Genomic DNA, 14,146 nt, shown 5'->3' with positions numbered 1-14,146 from the left:
TTACCACATTGGGTTCCGCGAACATCAACACGCGCAGTATGCAGGTGGACAGTGAGTTGAATATTTGCATTGAGGATCCTGCGGTGACCAGGCCGTTAAGGGAGCATTTGTTTGGGGTGCATACGGGGGGGAGGGGGACGGGGAATGATATGTATGAGTTATATGACAAGTGGCAGGACATTATTAATCAAAATAGAGACCGCAGAACGAGTGGGGCGAGAACACAAAAAATAATAACACCGAGGGGGCCGATTGCATCATTGATCGAATTCATGCAAGAAAGCCCGAGTCGTAAAAATTGGGACTGAGGGTGAGTAAAGTAGTTGTTATTTTATTTTTTGTTGGTTTCATGTCGGTTTGTTCAAAGAGGGAAGAAGTGATGCCAAATGTTTCGCAAATAGACTTTGCCTATAGTAGGTTGGAGTTTAAGTGTGTGCATGAGCGCGACTCGTTGCCAGCGTTAACTTACGACTCGGATATTCTATATCGATATGGTCTTTACCTGGAAAAGCTTAAAGGTCAGAAAGATTACGATTTGATCGCTCGCAATTATCGTATCGCAGCAGCACACGATCACTATAAAGCAGCGACCAATCTGCAATTCCTATTATCAACCGGGCAGGCCAGCTCTCCTGATCCCAGCAAAGAGACCATCGATTTGGCCGAATATTTTATCTCTAAAGGCATCCCCGCGGCGCTTTACGATATGGCGCATTATCTGGAATTGGGTTATGGCGTCAAACAGGACGTCGCGACCTCCAGAGCATACTTTCGTCGGGCGGCCGACTTGGGGAACCCGGATGCTCAGTATTACGTAGGCAGGCTTTTATCCCATGTGCCCAATACCGTCGAAACGATGCTTGCGATGTATAAGTGCGCAATGCAGCAAGGTAATCGCTTGGCTGGAAGAAGTTACGCAAGTTACTCGAAAGCTGTAGGTGCTTACCAAGACTCGCTAGTGGGATACCAATCTGCAACTCGACACGGTGACGCAAACAGTGCTGGTAACCTGGCAAGCGCTTTCGCAGGCCCACATATGTCTGATGAGCTTTACTACTTGGCACTTGAGAAAGATGACGAACGTGTTAATCGATATAAACACATTCGTTTTTTTCTGAGACGTCACGAATACCTCGGAGCAAAAATCCCCGACCTGGATGACATCGTCCCACTCCCACCCGCGACCCTTCCCGAGTGGGACGGCACCTTCCAATGGAAGCGAGAGCGTGACTCCGCTGTCCCCGTCATTCCATCAGCAGAGTTGATCGAAAAACTCAGCGCCGAAAAGGGACTGGATCCCGCCACCGGCTTGCCGCTGCCAAAAAACACCGAGAACACATGAATTCACCACCGGATGAAAATATGCCGGAAAATTTAATAAGGATTTGGGTGAGGGCAATCAGGCTACTTCTGACATTGTTCAGTCTCTTGACGGTCATGGCCTGTTCAAAAAAAGACGAGCAGATGTCTGAAGTTGCGTCGGCGGACGTTGCCTACAGTAGGTTGGAGTTTAATTGTGTATATGAGCGCGATTCGTTGCCTGCATTGAACCCGGATGCGGACACCTTCTATCGGTATGGAGTTTACTTGGAGAAGCGAAAAGGACAGAAAGATTACGACGCGATCGCCCGCTATTATCGTATCGCTGCTGCAAACGATCATTATAAGGCCGCGACCAATCTGCAATTTCTACTGTCAACCGGACAAGCACGCTCTCCTGATGCCAGTAAAGAGGTCGTTGATCTGGCCGAATATTTTATCTCCAAAGGTATCCCTGGGGCTTATTACGATATGGCGCATTACCTAGAGTTGGGTTATGGCGTCAAACAGGACATCGCGACCTCCAGGGCATACTTCCGCCGGGCGGCCGACTTGGGGAACCCGGATGCTCAGTATTACGTAGGCAGGCTTTTATCCTATGTGCCAAATACCGTCGAAACGATGCTCGCGATGTACAAGTGTGCCATGGAACAGGGTAATTCCAAGGCGAGTAGAAAATACGCAATTTACTCGAAAGGTTCAGGACTCTACCAAGAGGCTGTGCACGGTCATCAAACAGCTATTCGTAATGGTAATGACATTAGCGCGCATAGTCTTGCGAATGCATTTAAAGGGCCTCCGGCGTCTGATGAACTTTACTACCTGGCATTACAGCAAGATGACGAACGCGTCGATCGATACAGTAAAATTAGTTTTTTCCTGAGTCGCCACGAACACCTCGGAGCAAAAGTCCCCGACCTGGATGACATCGTCCCACTCCCGCCCGCAACCCTCCCCGAGTGGGACGGCACCTTCCAATGGAAGCGAGAGCGTGACTCCGCTGTCCCCGTCATTCCATCAGCAGAGTTGATCGAAAAACTCAGCGCCGAAAAGGGACTGGATCCGGCCACCGGCTTGCCGCTGCCGAAAACCGCCAGGAGTTTTTAACGCCTGCTTTCTGAATCAACGCATGGCGACAAGTCGTTCGAACCTCAGTAATCATCCCCGCGATCGGTCACATCCTTCTCCACCATCGGCGCATCCGGATCTTGCCCTGCCGGAAATTTGCCTTTGAGATTCCACGCAAACGCAATGATCTCGGCAATCGTTCGGTAGAGGTCCTCCGGAATGCTGTCGCCCAATTCCATGCGTGCGAGCAGTCTTACCAACTCGGCGTTTTCGTAGATCGGCACTTCATAGTCGCGGGCGATCCGCAGGATTTCTTCCGCCAGCTCTTCGTCGCCCTTGGCCGTGAGGGTCGGGGCGTGGGTGCCGTCGTATTTGAGGGCGATGACCTGGCGTGGGGTGTCGGGGTTTTTCATGCGGTTTCGTCGACCCAGCGTTGTTCGAGGCGGGTTTGTGGGCCTTGGGGTGGTTTGCCGTGATGGCAATCGAGATCGCCGACGTTCAGCCCGCAATCGAGCATGCGCGCGCGCAATGCCGCCAGATTGCTCTCGATCAGGCTGGCGGTGTACGGCCGTTCGGCCCACAGCTGACTGGACAGGCTGCCCTTGATCAACTGCGCCTGGACCTGCATCGGCCCCAGCGGCTCCATGTCGAAGGCCAGTTCGACCCGCCACAATGGTTGTTTCGGTTCGCGCTCGTCGCGGCGTTCCTGGGGGGGGTCTTTATCCGGCGCGTCTTCGCGCTGGAACTTGATCTGCAATGGCACGATGTCTTGCAGGTTACGCATCGGCACTTCCAGCTGCCAGGTGCTCATCAGGCGACCGTCGCTGGTGACGCCGGTTTGTTCCAGGCTCGACAACTGATGGCTTTGCAGGCGGGAAACCGCTGCGGCAGTCAGGCGCAGCAAGTGTTCGAGATCGTCTTCGCCGTCCGCGCTCTGCAGCATCCGTTCGGGCAGCGGAAAACCGGTCGGTGGCGGCTTGGCACTGACCTGGCCGAGCATGCCGAGCGCGTTGCGCACGAAACTCGGCATCGCCTGGGCCAGTGTGTTGGCGGCGATGATTGCTCCGAGATTGGTACTGGCCGGCAGGCTTGGGGTCAGTTGCGCGATCAGCTTCAGCAGGTCGCCTTTCATGTCGGGGGCCAGCGCAGGGTTCTGGCCGGTCAGCAGTTTCGATTCGAGGAACGCGCCGCTGCTGGCCAGCGCCAGCGCCAGGCCTTTGGGCGTGCTCAGTTGGTGGACGTCCGGCAGGCCGGCGAGCAGTTTGTCCACGGCCGCGCGCAGGTCGCTGGAGGTCTGGTTCGAGGGCGGCAGGTTTTGCAGGAGCTTGAGCAAACCCTCCAGCGAGCCTTGGCGGCTGGTCTGGCTGAGCAATTGCTGGGTTACCGCCAGTTGTTCCTGACGGCTGCTCAACGGTACGAATTTCAGTGTTTGCGTGTCCTGCACTTGCGCACTGAGCAAGGTGCCAATGCGCAGCGGCTGCGGGCTGTCGACGCTGAGAGTGCTGCCGCTGAGCGCGGTGTTGAGCAGGCTGACCATCGAGCGAAACACCGTCGGCTGCCCCGGCACTTGCGGCAACACCTGGGAAGTCAGCACTTTGCCCTGCAACAGCGTACCGACCGGCAATTGCGCGGTGTCGAGGCGGGTGAGGGTGGCGACACTGGAGGCGATGGCCTGCTGCACGGTGATCGCCAGGTTGCCGGCCGATGGCTGGGTGACGGCTACGCTGGTGCCCTGGGGCAGCGGTTGGTTACTGGTGGCCTGGACCGTGGTCTGGCGACCGCTGTCGAGGGTGACCTTGAGCAACAGTTGAAAGGTCTGGTCCGCCTGTTTGAGCGACAGCACTTCGGCCTTGGCGGTCTGGCCTGCCGTGATCAGGCCTTCAATGGGCGTCAACAGCTTGAGCAACTCGCCGCTTACTACCTGCGGGCGCGCAGAGGTCGGGGTGGTCTGCGGTAGCGGGAGGATGTTCATTTCGCCTGTCATACGCGGTCACAACCTTGGGAAAATGCACTCTTTAGAGTAGGAGCTGGCATGTATAATGCCGCGCAGTTGTATACAGAGTGCCGGAAACATTGCAATTATTTGACGCAGCTCGCTAGTTCGGGTCGCCAATACATTTATTCTGCACCTCTTTAACGGCCGCGCCAGAGCCGACTTGAACCGCATAAGGCCCCTGAACCCTTGACCAGTCCTGTCCTGCAAACCGTTGCCCTTGCCTGTGAGCGAGACCTTCGGCTGCTTTTCGAAAATCTCGATTTGAGACTGGCCAGTGGCGAAATGGTGCAGATCAGCGGCCCTAACGGCAGTGGCAAGACCAGCCTGTTGCGTCTGCTGTCCGGCCTGATGCAGCCGACCGCCGGTCAAGTGTTGCTCAACGGCCAGCCTCTGAACGAGCAACGCACGGAGCTGGCGCGCAACCTGCTGTGGATCGGCCACGCCGCTGGCATCAAGGACCTGCTGACCCCGGAAGAGAATCTGAGCTGGCTTTGCGCCCTGCATCAGCCGGCGTCCATGGAGACTATCTGGCAAGCCCTGGCGGCGGTCGGTTTGCGCGGTTTCGAAGACGTTCCCTGCCACACACTGTCCGCTGGTCAGCAACGCCGTGTTGCTCTGGCCCGTTTATATCTGGACAGCCCGCCGCTGTGGATTCTCGACGAGCCGTTCACGGCGCTCGACAAGCAAGGCGTGGCGCAACTGGAAGAACACCTGGCGGGGCACTGCGAACGCGGTGGCATGGTGGTGTTGACCACTCACCACACGCTGAGCCGGATGCCGGCCGGTTATCGCGACATTGATCTGGGGAAATGGGCCGTATGAGTGTTTTCGGCCTGTTGGTCGCCCGTGAGGCCCGTCTGCTTTTCCGCCGTCCTGCGGAGCTGGCTAATCCGCTGGTATTTTTTGCGATTGTGGTTTCGCTGTTCCCGTTGGCGGTCGGTCCGGAGTCTCAATTGTTGCAAACCTTGTCCCCGGGACTGGTGTGGGTGGCAGCGCTTTTATCGGTCTTGCTCTCGCTGGACGGGCTTTTCCGCAGTGATTTCGAAGACGGATCCCTTGAACAGTGGGTCCTTTCGCCGCACCCCCTGGCTCTTCTGGTTTTGGCCAAGGTGCTGGCACACTGGGCCTTTTCCGGCCTGGCGCTGGTTTTGCTCGCGCCCTTGCTGGCGTTGATGCTCGGTTTGCCAGCCGCCTGTCTGCCGGTGTTGCTGCTTTCGTTGTTGCTGGGTACACCGGTGCTGAGCCTGCTCGGTGCGGTGGGCGCAGCCCTGACGGTGGGTTTGAAGCGCGGCGGTCTGTTGCTGGCGTTACTGATTCTGCCGTTGTACATCCCGGTGTTGATCCTTGGCAGTGGCGCCTTGCAGGCAGCCTTGCAAGGCATGCCGGCGACCGGTTATTTGCTGTGGCTGGGTAGCCTGACCGCCCTGGCGATAACGCTTACACCTTTTGCAATAGCTGCTGGCCTGAAGATCAGCGTCGGCGAATAATGAGGTCTGATCAAAAATTGATCAGTAAAGACCCTTGGCTGTTTCGTAATGACGAACAGCAACCGTGATGGAAACAGTATGAACTGGACGTGGTTTCACAAGCTCGGCTCGCCCAAATGGTTTTACGGCATCAGCGGTAGAATGCTGCCATGGCTGAGCGTGGCGGCGTTGCTGCTGATCGGTGTTGGCGTGGTCTGGGGTCTGGCATTCGCGCCGCCGGACTACCAGCAAGGCAATAGCTTCCGCATCATCTACATCCACGTTCCGGCCGCGATGCTGGCGCAGTCCATCTACGTGATGCTGGCCGTGTGCGGCGTCGTCGGGTTGGTCTGGAAAATGAAACTGGCCGACGTCGCCCTGCAATGCGCGGCGCCCATCGGCGCCTGGATGACCGCCGTGGCGCTGGTCACCGGGGCGATCTGGGGCAAACCGACCTGGGGCTCTTGGTGGGTCTGGGATGCACGCCTTACGTCGATGCTGATTCTGCTGTTCCTGTACTTCGGTCTCATTGCGCTCGGCAACGCCATCAGCAATCGTGACAGTGCGGCCAAGGCGTGCGCGGTGTTGGCGATTGTCGGCGTGATCAACATCCCGATCATCAAGTACTCGGTGGAGTGGTGGAACACCCTGCATCAGGGCGCGACCTTCACCCTCACCGAAAAACCGGCAATGCCCGCCGAGATGTGGCTGCCATTGCTGCTGACGGCGCTGGGTTTCTATTGTTTCTTCGGCGCGGTCCTGCTGCTGCGCATGCGCCTCGAAGTGCTCAAGCGCGAAGCGCGGGCCAGTTGGGTGAAAGCTGAAGTCGAAAACAGCCTGGAGGTCGTTCGATGAGTTTTGCGTCATTCGGCGATTTCCTCGCCATGGGCCATCACGGCCTGTATGTCTGGTCGGCCTATGGCATTTGCCTGGCGGTGCTGGCCCTCAACGTGGCGGCGCCGATCCTGGCCCGCAAGCGGTATCTGCAACAAGAGGCGCGTCGTCTGCGCCGGGAGAACGGCAAGTGAATCCGCTGCGTAGAAAGCGTCTTATCATCATTCTGGCGATTCTGGTCGGGGTCGGCGCTGCTGTCGGCCTGGCCCTGAGCGCCCTGCAGCAGAACATCAATCTGTTTTACACACCGACCCAGATCGCCAATGGCGAAGCCCCGCAAGACACGCGCATCCGCGCCGGCGGCATGGTTGAGGCGGGTTCCCTGCAGCGTTCCGGCGACTCGCTGGACGTGAAATTCGTCGTCACCGACTTCAACAAATCCGTGCCCATCACCTATCGTGGCATCCTCCCGGATCTGTTCCGCGAAGGGCAGGGCATCGTTGCCCTGGGCAAGCTCAACGCCGATGGCGTGGTGGTGGCCGATGAAGTGCTGGCCAAGCACGACGAAAAGTACATGCCGCCGGAAGTGACCAAGGCGTTGAAAGACAGCGGTCAATCGGCTCCAACGCCCGCGAAGGAGGGTTGATCCATGACATCCGGCATCTTTATTCCCGAGCTGGGCCATTTGGCCATGATCCTGGCGCTGTGTTTCGCGCTGGTTCAGGCCGTGGTGCCATTGGTCGGTGCCTGGCGCGGTGACCGTTTCTGGATGAGCCTGGCCCAGCCGGCCGCATGGGGGCAATTCGCGTTCCTGCTGTTTGCCTTCGGTTGCCTGACTTACGCCTTCATGGTCGACGACTTCTCCGTGGCCTATGTCGCCAACAACTCCAACAGCGCGTTGCCGTGGTACTACAAGTTCAGCGCGGTGTGGGGCGCCCACGAAGGTTCGTTGTTGTTGTGGGCACTGATTCTCGGCGGCTGGACCTTCGCGGTGGCGGTGTTCTCCCGGCAGTTGCCGCAAGTCATGCTGGCCCGCGTGCTGGCGGTAATGGGCATGATCAGCACCGGTTTCCTGCTGTTTCTGATCCTCACGTCGAACCCGTTCAAACGCATCCTGCCGCAAGTGCCCGGCGATGGCGCTGACCTTAATCCGTTGCTGCAAGACATCGGCCTGATCGTGCACCCGCCGATGCTGTACATGGGCTACGTTGGCTTCTCCGTGGCGTTCGCCTTCGCTATCGCCGCGTTGATGGGCGGTCGTCTCGATGCCGCGTGGGCGCGTTGGTCGCGTCCGTGGACCATCGTTGCCTGGGCGTTCCTCGGCATCGGCATCACCCTCGGCTCGTGGTGGGCCTACTATGAACTCGGCTGGGGTGGCTGGTGGTTCTGGGACCCGGTGGAAAACGCCTCGTTCATGCCTTGGCTGGTGGGCACCGCGTTGATTCACTCGTTGGCGGTCACGGAAAAACGTGGCGTGTTCAAGAGCTGGACCGTATTGCTGGCGATTGCCGCCTTCTCGTTGAGCCTGCTGGGTACCTTCCTCGTGCGTTCCGGCGTGCTGACCTCGGTACATGCCTTCGCCTCCGACCCGGAGCGCGGCGTGTTCATCCTGATCTTCCTGCTGTTCGTGGTCGGTGGTTCGCTGACGCTGTTCGCCTTGCGCGCACCGGTGGTCAAGAGTCAGGTCGGCTTCAACCTCTGGTCGCGGGAAACCCTGCTGCTGGGTAACAACCTGGTGCTGGTGGTGGCCGCGTCGATGATCCTGCTCGGCACCCTGTACCCGTTGATTCTCGATGCGATGACCGGCGCCAAGCTGTCGGTCGGCCCGCCGTACTTCAATGCGCTGTTCATTCCGTTGATGGCGTTGCTGATGCTGGTGATGGCGGTCGGTGTGGTCGTGCGCTGGAAAGACACCCCGGTGAAATGGCTGCTGGGCATGCTGACCCCGGTGCTGCTGGGCAGCGCCGCGTTGGCCGTGGTGGCGGGTGTTGCCTACGGCGATTTCAACTGGGCGGTGCTGGCGACTTTCATGCTCGCGGCCTGGGTGTTGCTGGCCGGTGTGCGTGACATCTTCGACAAGACGCGCCACAAAGGCCTGATCAAAGGCTTGCCGACCCTGACCCGCAGCTATTGGGGCATGCAGGTCGCGCACCTGGGGATTGCCGTGTGCGCGCTGGGCGTCGTTTTGTCGAGCCAGAACAGTGCCGAGCGCGATCTGCGCCTGGCGCCCGGCGAATCCATGGACCTGGGCGGTTACCAGTTCGTCTTCGAAGGCGCCAAGCACTTCGAAGGCCCCAACTTCACCTCCGACAAGGGCACCGTACGGGTGATTCGCGACGGCAAGGAAATCAGCGTGCTGCACCCGGAAAAACGCCTCTACACCGTGCAGAATTCGGTCATGACCGAAGCCGGGATCGATGCCGGTTTCACCCGTGACCTCTACGTCGCATTGGGTGAGCCCCTGGGCAACGGCGCCTGGGCGGTGCGTGTGCACGTCAAACCGTTCGTGCGCTGGATCTGGTTCGGCGGTCTGCTTACTGGGTTCGGTGGTTTGCTGGCGGCGCTGGATCGCCGATATCGAGTCAAGGTGAAAAGCCGCGTGCGCGAAGCACTGGGCATGTCGGGAGCCACTGCATGAGACGTTGGTTGATGGTGTTGCCACTGGGGATTTTTCTGGTGGTTGCCGTGTTCCTCTATCGCGGTTTGTACCTGGACCCGGCCGAGCTGCCTTCAGCGATGATCGGCAAGCCGTTCCCGGAGTTTTCCCTGCCGGCCGTGCAGGGCGACAAAACCCTGACCCGCGCTGACATCGTCGGTAAACCGGCTCTGGTCAATGTCTGGGGCACCTGGTGCATTTCCTGCCGGGTCGAGCACCCGGTGCTGAACAAACTGGCCGAGAAGGGCGTGGTGATCTACGGCATCAACTACAAGGACGTCAACGCCGATGCCTTGAAGTGGCTGGCGGAATTCCACAACCCGTATCAACTGGACATTCGCGACGACGCCGGCACCCTGGGCTTGAACCTCGGTGTCTACGGCGCGCCGGAAACGTTCTTCATCGACGCCAAGGGCATCATCCGCGACAAATTCGTTGGCGTGATCGACGAGCAGGTCTGGCGCGAAAAACTGGCGGCCAAGTATCAGGCGCTGGTCGACGAGGCCAAGCCATGAAGCGCTGGTTGGCTGCTGTTGTTCTGGGCTTGAGCATGGTTGGCGTTGCGCACGCGGCCATCGACACCTATGAGTTCGCCAAGGAAGGTGATCGCGAGCGCTTTCGCGAATTGACCAAGGAACTGCGCTGCCCCAAGTGTCAGAACCAGGACATCGCCGATTCCAACGCACCGATCGCCGCCGACCTGCGCAAAGAGATTTTCCGCATGCTCGGCGAGGGCAAGGACAACCAGCAGATCATCGATTTCATGGTCGATCGCTACGGTGATTTCGTCCGCTACAAGCCCGCCCTCAATGCCAAGACCGCTTTGCTCTGGTTCGGTCCTGCCGGCCTGCTGCTGGGTGGTTTTGTGATCATCGCGGTGATCGTCCGCCGTCGTCGCGTGCAACGCGCTGACACCCCGGACACGCTTTCTGCCGAGGAGCGCAAGCGCCTCGATCAACTGTTGGATAAAAACCAAGAATGATTGATTTCTGGCTCGCTGCAGGTCTGCTCCTCCTGGTGGCCCTGAGTTTTCTGCTGATCCCCGTTCTGCGCAGCCGTCGCGCCCAGCTCGAAGAGGATCGTACTGCCCTGAACGTGGCGCTGTATCAAGAGCGCGTGGCTGAGTTGCAGACTCAGCAGCAAGAGGGCGTGCTCGACACCGCGCAAATGGACGCCGGCCGCGCCGAAGCGGCCCGTGAATTGCTCGCCGACACCGAAGGCGTTGCCGCGCCGCGTGTGACCCGTCTGGGCAAAGCGGCGCCACTGCTGGCGGCGATCCTGGTGCCGGTCCTGGGGTTGGGGTTGTACCTGCATTTCGGTGCCAGCGACAAAGTCGAGCTGACCCGGGAATTCTCCCAGGCGCCGAAGTCGATGGAAGAAATGACCCTGCGTCTGGAACGCGCGGTGGCGGCACAGCCGGACTCCGCAGAGGCGTTGTATTTCCTGGGTCGCACTTATATGACTCAGGACCGTCCGGCAGATGCAGCGAAGATTTTCGAGCGTACCGTGAACCTGGCCGGGCGTCAGCCTGAGTTGTTGGGGCAGTGGGCGCAGGCGTTGTATTTCGCGGAGGGCAAGCAGTGGTCGGACAAGATTCAGGCGCTGACTGACGAAGCGTTGAAAGCCGATCCGAAAGAAGTCACCAGCCTCGGGTTGTTGGGCATCGCCGCTTTCGAAAGCGAGCGTTATCAGCAGGCGATCGATTACTGGAATCGCCTGCTGGAGCAACTGCCAGCGGACGATAAATCGCGGATCGCGCTGCAAGGCGGGATTACCCGTGCCACCGAGAAGCTGGTGGCCAGTGGCGGCAAGGTGGCCGAGGCTCCGGCGACCAAGGTTGCTGCGTTGCTCAAGGTGCGGGTTGATTTGGCGCCGGACCTCAAGGCGAAGGTCCAGCCGAGTGACAGCGTGTTCATCTTCGCTCGCGCCACCAACGGCCCTCCAGCGCCTTTGGCAGCCAAGCGCCTGACGGTGGCTGACCTGCCGGCAACCGTCGAACTGAGCGATGCCGACGCGATGATGCCGCAGTTGAAACTGTCGAACTTCCCTGAAGTCCAACTGGTTGCGCGCATCTCCCGCGCTGGCCAACCGACGGCTGGCGAGTGGATCGGTCGCAGCCAGCCTTTGGCCAGCAACACTACCGCGCCGCAAACACTGACCATCGACAGCCCGGATAAATAACAGGAACGCCATCATGACCGCCATCGCTCGTATCACCTTGCTCAGCGTTGTTTTAGGGCTGAGCGCTTGTGCGGTCCAACGGCCTCCTGTGGAGCAACCGACGCGGCCACCGATTCCCCCGTCGCAGCCGAGCACCAAGCCTGCTCCCTCGACTGCGCCGAGCAAACCGACCACTCCGGCCAAGCCTGCCAAACCGCTGCCGCGGACTTCTGCGAGTTTTGCGCCGCCGCCGGGGGGCAATAGTCACTGGGACCCTAAAATGGGTGTCTATGTGCTCGACGATCAACCGAACACGTTCTACCGCCAGCGTACCTATTACCGTTGGGATAATGGCTGGAGCCGTTCGATCAGTCCGAAGGGGCCCTGGGAGGAGACGGATATTCATGGCGTGCCGGGTGGTTTGGGGCGGCAGTTCGGGCAGTGATGCAAAAGGCGACCTTCGGGGTCGCCTTTTTTGTGGGTGCTGACGTATTGGTCCACCGCTCAACCTTTCACAAAACCTTCATCAAACAGTTATTCCAGCGACTTGTGCGAGTCATAGGGCTGACATGCCTGGTGCCTAAAGTCGGTTGAACTCATATGCAGCCACGGACGGCTGTTCAACCAGACAGAGAAGCCCATGAACGCAGCTATCCATGTCGATCATCTGAACAAGACCTTTGCGCGCAAAACCGCACTGGTCGACCTCGAACTGACCATCGCGGCCGGTGAAATGGTCGCGCTGATCGGCGCGTCCGGCTCCGGCAAGTCCACGCTGCTGCGCCATCTCGCGGGCCTGGCCTGTTGCGACAAAAACAACGGCGGCAGCGTCAAGGTACTCGGCCGCGAAGTGCAGGCGTCTGGCCGTTTGAACGGCAAGGTGCGCCGCTTGCGTGCCGACATCGGCTACATCTTCCAGCAGTTCAACCTGGTCAACCGTTTGAGCGTACTCGACAACGTGCTGCTCGGTTGCCTGGGGCGCATGCCGCGCTGGCGTGGCAATTTGGGGCTGTTCAATGCCGAAGAAAAACGGTTCGCCCTGGAGTCCCTGGATCGGGTCGGCCTGGCTGATCTGGCGGCACAGCGTGCTTCGACTCTGTCCGGTGGTCAGCAGCAACGCGTGGCCATTGCCCGAGCGCTGACCCAGCAAGCCGAAGTGATTCTGGCGGATGAACCGATCGCCTCCCTCGACCCCGAGTCAGCGCGCAAGGTCATGGAAATCCTCGCCGACATCAACCGCCGTGACGGCAAGACCGTGGTGGTGACCCTGCATCAAGTTGACTACGCCACCCGTTATTGCCCGCGCGCCGTGGCACTCAAGGGCGGACGTATCCATTTCGATGGTCGCGCCAGCGAACTGAGTGGTCAGTTCCTCAACGATTTGTATGGTGCCGACATCGACACCAGCCTGATGTGTTCTGACCACATCCGCGCCAACGAAGCCACGCCCCGGCTGGTACTGGCCCGCGCATAACCATCCCTCAATTCCCAACCGTTCACCCTCAGGAAAGCCTTCCATGTTGAACCGTATCGGTCGTGTTTTTGCTGGTGCAGCACTGCTTGCCAGCTGCGTAATGGGCACCGCCCAGGCTGAAGAAAAAGCCATCAACTTCGGCATCATGTCCACCGAGTCCTCGCAGAATCTCAAGAGCATCTGGCAGCCGTTTCTGGATGACATGCACAAGAAAACCGGCCTGAAGATCAACGCCACGTTCGCGTCCGACTATGCCGGCCTGATCCAGGGCATGCGCTTCAACAAGGTCGACGTTGCTTGGTTGGGCAACAAGGCGGCCATTGAAGCGGTGGACCGTTCCAACGGCGAAATCTTCGCCCAGACCGCAGCCGCCAGTGGCGCCGCCGGTTACTGGAGCGTGTTGATCGCGCGCAAGGACAGCCCGATCAACTCCGTGGACGACATGCTGAAAAACGCCAAGAACCTGACCTTCGGCAACGGCGATCCGAACTCCACTTCCGGCTATCTGGTGCCGGGCTACTACGTGTTCGCCAAGAACCATGTCGATGCCGCTACCGCGTTCAAGCGCACCCTCAACTCCAGCCATGAAGTCAACGCACTGAGCGTGGCCAAAGGGCAACTGGATGTGGCGACCTTCAACACCGAAAGCTGGGATCGTCTGGAAGTCACCCAACCGGATAAGGCCGCGCTGCTGAAAGTGATCTGGAAGTCGCCGCTGATCCCCGCCGACCCGCTGGTGTGGAGCAAGGCGCTGAGCGACAGCGAGAAGCAGAAGATCCGCGACTTCATCTTCAGCTACGGCGACACCGACGCCGAGAAGGCCGTGCTTGCCGGCATGCAGCTGGGCAAGTTCCTGAAATCGAACGACGACCAGTTGTTGCCGATCCGTCAGCTGGAGCTGTTCAAGCAGCGCACCACGATCAGCGCCGACACCAAGCTTGAGGCGGCGGACAAGGCCAAGAAGCTGGCCGACATCGACGCCGAACTGGCCAAGCTGCAAGAGCGCATCACCTTGCTCGAGAAGAGCGAAAAGAAGACCGCCAACGCCGGTTGATCCATGTGGGAGCGAGCCTGCTCGCGATGACGATGTGTCAGTCGACATCGCAGGTGCATGTGCCGGCCTCATCGCGAGCAGGCTCGCTCCCACAGTTTTTTGTACTCGGCATAACTTT

16 protein-coding genes and 1 pseudogene are annotated in these 14,146 nt (G+C 59.3%); 15 read left to right on the top strand and 2 right to left on the bottom strand.

The genetic code is table 11. The annotated features are described in order from the left end of the window. The 3 genes and pseudogenes from BVK86_RS30205 to BVK86_RS22555 form a co-directional block, all read left to right on the top strand. Positions 1–308, top strand: a pseudogene (locus BVK86_RS30205) (phospholipase D-like domain-containing protein); the annotation flags it as partial. Between the two features lie 41 nt (positions 309–349). Continuing rightward, positions 350–1,342: an SEL1-like repeat protein gene (locus BVK86_RS22560; RefSeq protein ID WP_408002991.1), complete on the top strand. Its 993-nt coding sequence runs from the start codon at positions 350–352 to the stop codon at positions 1,340–1,342. A gap of 20 nt (positions 1,343–1,362) precedes the next feature. After that, complete coding sequence (locus BVK86_RS22555) at positions 1,363–2,427, top strand: SEL1-like repeat protein (protein ID WP_075948518.1); 1,065 nt, start codon at positions 1,363–1,365, stop codon at positions 2,425–2,427. A gap of 44 nt (positions 2,428–2,471) precedes the next feature. Here the strand turns inward: BVK86_RS22555 and BVK86_RS22550 are convergent, their stop codons facing one another. Beyond that, a complete protein-coding gene (locus tag BVK86_RS22550) occupies positions 2,472–2,801 on the bottom strand; it encodes an EscU/YscU/HrcU family type III secretion system export apparatus switch protein (protein WP_075948517.1) in 330 nt (109 codons plus the stop codon). Then, the gene (fliK, locus tag BVK86_RS22545; RefSeq protein WP_075948516.1) at positions 2,798–4,372 is read right to left on the bottom strand and encodes a flagellar hook-length control protein FliK; all 1,575 of its coding nucleotides are present in this window, start codon (positions 4,370–4,372) and stop codon (positions 2,798–2,800) included. The genes BVK86_RS22550 and fliK overlap by 4 nt, the downstream gene beginning before the upstream one ends. A gap of 198 nt (positions 4,373–4,570) precedes the next feature. On the opposite strand from fliK, the gene ccmA reads away from it, so the two are divergent. The 12 genes from ccmA (at position 4,571) to phnD (ending at position 14,028) form a co-directional block, all read left to right on the top strand. Then, positions 4,571–5,206, top strand: coding sequence for a cytochrome c biogenesis heme-transporting ATPase CcmA (gene ccmA / locus BVK86_RS22540; RefSeq protein WP_075948515.1), 636 nt, complete (start codon positions 4,571–4,573; stop codon positions 5,204–5,206). Continuing rightward, positions 5,203–5,871: a heme exporter protein CcmB gene (gene ccmB / locus BVK86_RS22535; RefSeq protein ID WP_007980754.1), complete on the top strand. Its 669-nt coding sequence runs from the start codon at positions 5,203–5,205 to the stop codon at positions 5,869–5,871. The genes ccmA and ccmB overlap by 4 nt, the downstream gene beginning before the upstream one ends. A gap of 78 nt (positions 5,872–5,949) precedes the next feature. Beyond that, on the top strand, positions 5,950–6,705 hold the full coding sequence (locus BVK86_RS22530) for a heme ABC transporter permease (RefSeq protein WP_075948514.1): 756 nt from the start codon (positions 5,950–5,952) through the stop codon (positions 6,703–6,705). Then, positions 6,702–6,878 (top strand): heme exporter protein CcmD, encoded by a 177-nt coding sequence (ccmD, locus tag BVK86_RS22525; protein ID WP_008055370.1) that lies wholly within the window; start codon positions 6,702–6,704, stop codon positions 6,876–6,878. The genes BVK86_RS22530 and ccmD overlap by 4 nt, the downstream gene beginning before the upstream one ends. Next, positions 6,875–7,330 (top strand): cytochrome c maturation protein CcmE, encoded by a 456-nt coding sequence (ccmE, locus tag BVK86_RS22520; protein WP_075948513.1) that lies wholly within the window; start codon positions 6,875–6,877, stop codon positions 7,328–7,330. The genes ccmD and ccmE overlap by 4 nt, the downstream gene beginning before the upstream one ends. Positions 7,331–7,333: 3 nt before the next feature. Beyond that, complete coding sequence (locus BVK86_RS22515) at positions 7,334–9,322, top strand: heme lyase CcmF/NrfE family subunit (protein WP_075948512.1); 1,989 nt, start codon at positions 7,334–7,336, stop codon at positions 9,320–9,322. Then, positions 9,319–9,855 (top strand): DsbE family thiol:disulfide interchange protein, encoded by a 537-nt coding sequence (locus BVK86_RS22510; protein ID WP_075948511.1) that lies wholly within the window; start codon positions 9,319–9,321, stop codon positions 9,853–9,855. The genes BVK86_RS22515 and BVK86_RS22510 overlap by 4 nt, the downstream gene beginning before the upstream one ends. Then, complete coding sequence (locus BVK86_RS22505) at positions 9,852–10,322, top strand: cytochrome c-type biogenesis protein (RefSeq protein WP_075948510.1); 471 nt, start codon at positions 9,852–9,854, stop codon at positions 10,320–10,322. Before BVK86_RS22510 ends, BVK86_RS22505 begins: the two co-directional genes overlap by 4 nt. After that, a complete protein-coding gene (gene ccmI, locus BVK86_RS22500) occupies positions 10,319–11,521 on the top strand; it encodes a c-type cytochrome biogenesis protein CcmI (protein ID WP_075948509.1) in 1,203 nt (400 codons plus the stop codon). Before BVK86_RS22505 ends, ccmI begins: the two co-directional genes overlap by 4 nt. Before the next feature lie 13 nt (positions 11,522–11,534). Continuing rightward, positions 11,535–11,945, top strand: coding sequence for a hypothetical protein (locus BVK86_RS22495; RefSeq protein WP_075948508.1), 411 nt, complete (start codon positions 11,535–11,537; stop codon positions 11,943–11,945). 195 nt (positions 11,946–12,140) lie between these two features. Further along, entirely contained in the window at positions 12,141–12,974 is an 834-nt protein-coding gene (gene phnC, locus BVK86_RS22490; RefSeq protein ID WP_075948507.1) for a phosphonate ABC transporter ATP-binding protein, read from the top strand. Positions 12,975–13,017: 43 nt separating this feature from the next. After that, entirely contained in the window at positions 13,018–14,028 is a 1,011-nt protein-coding gene (phnD, locus tag BVK86_RS22485; RefSeq protein WP_075948506.1) for a phosphonate ABC transporter substrate-binding protein, read from the top strand. The last annotated feature ends 118 nt before the right edge of the window (positions 14,029–14,146 follow it).

The sequence above is a fragment of the Pseudomonas reinekei genome (assembly GCF_001945365.1).
Lineage (GTDB): Bacteria > Pseudomonadota > Gammaproteobacteria > Pseudomonadales > Pseudomonadaceae > Aquipseudomonas > Aquipseudomonas reinekei.
The sequence above is the reverse complement of the archived record's forward strand: the minus strand, read 5'-3'. Positions and strand labels throughout refer to the sequence as shown.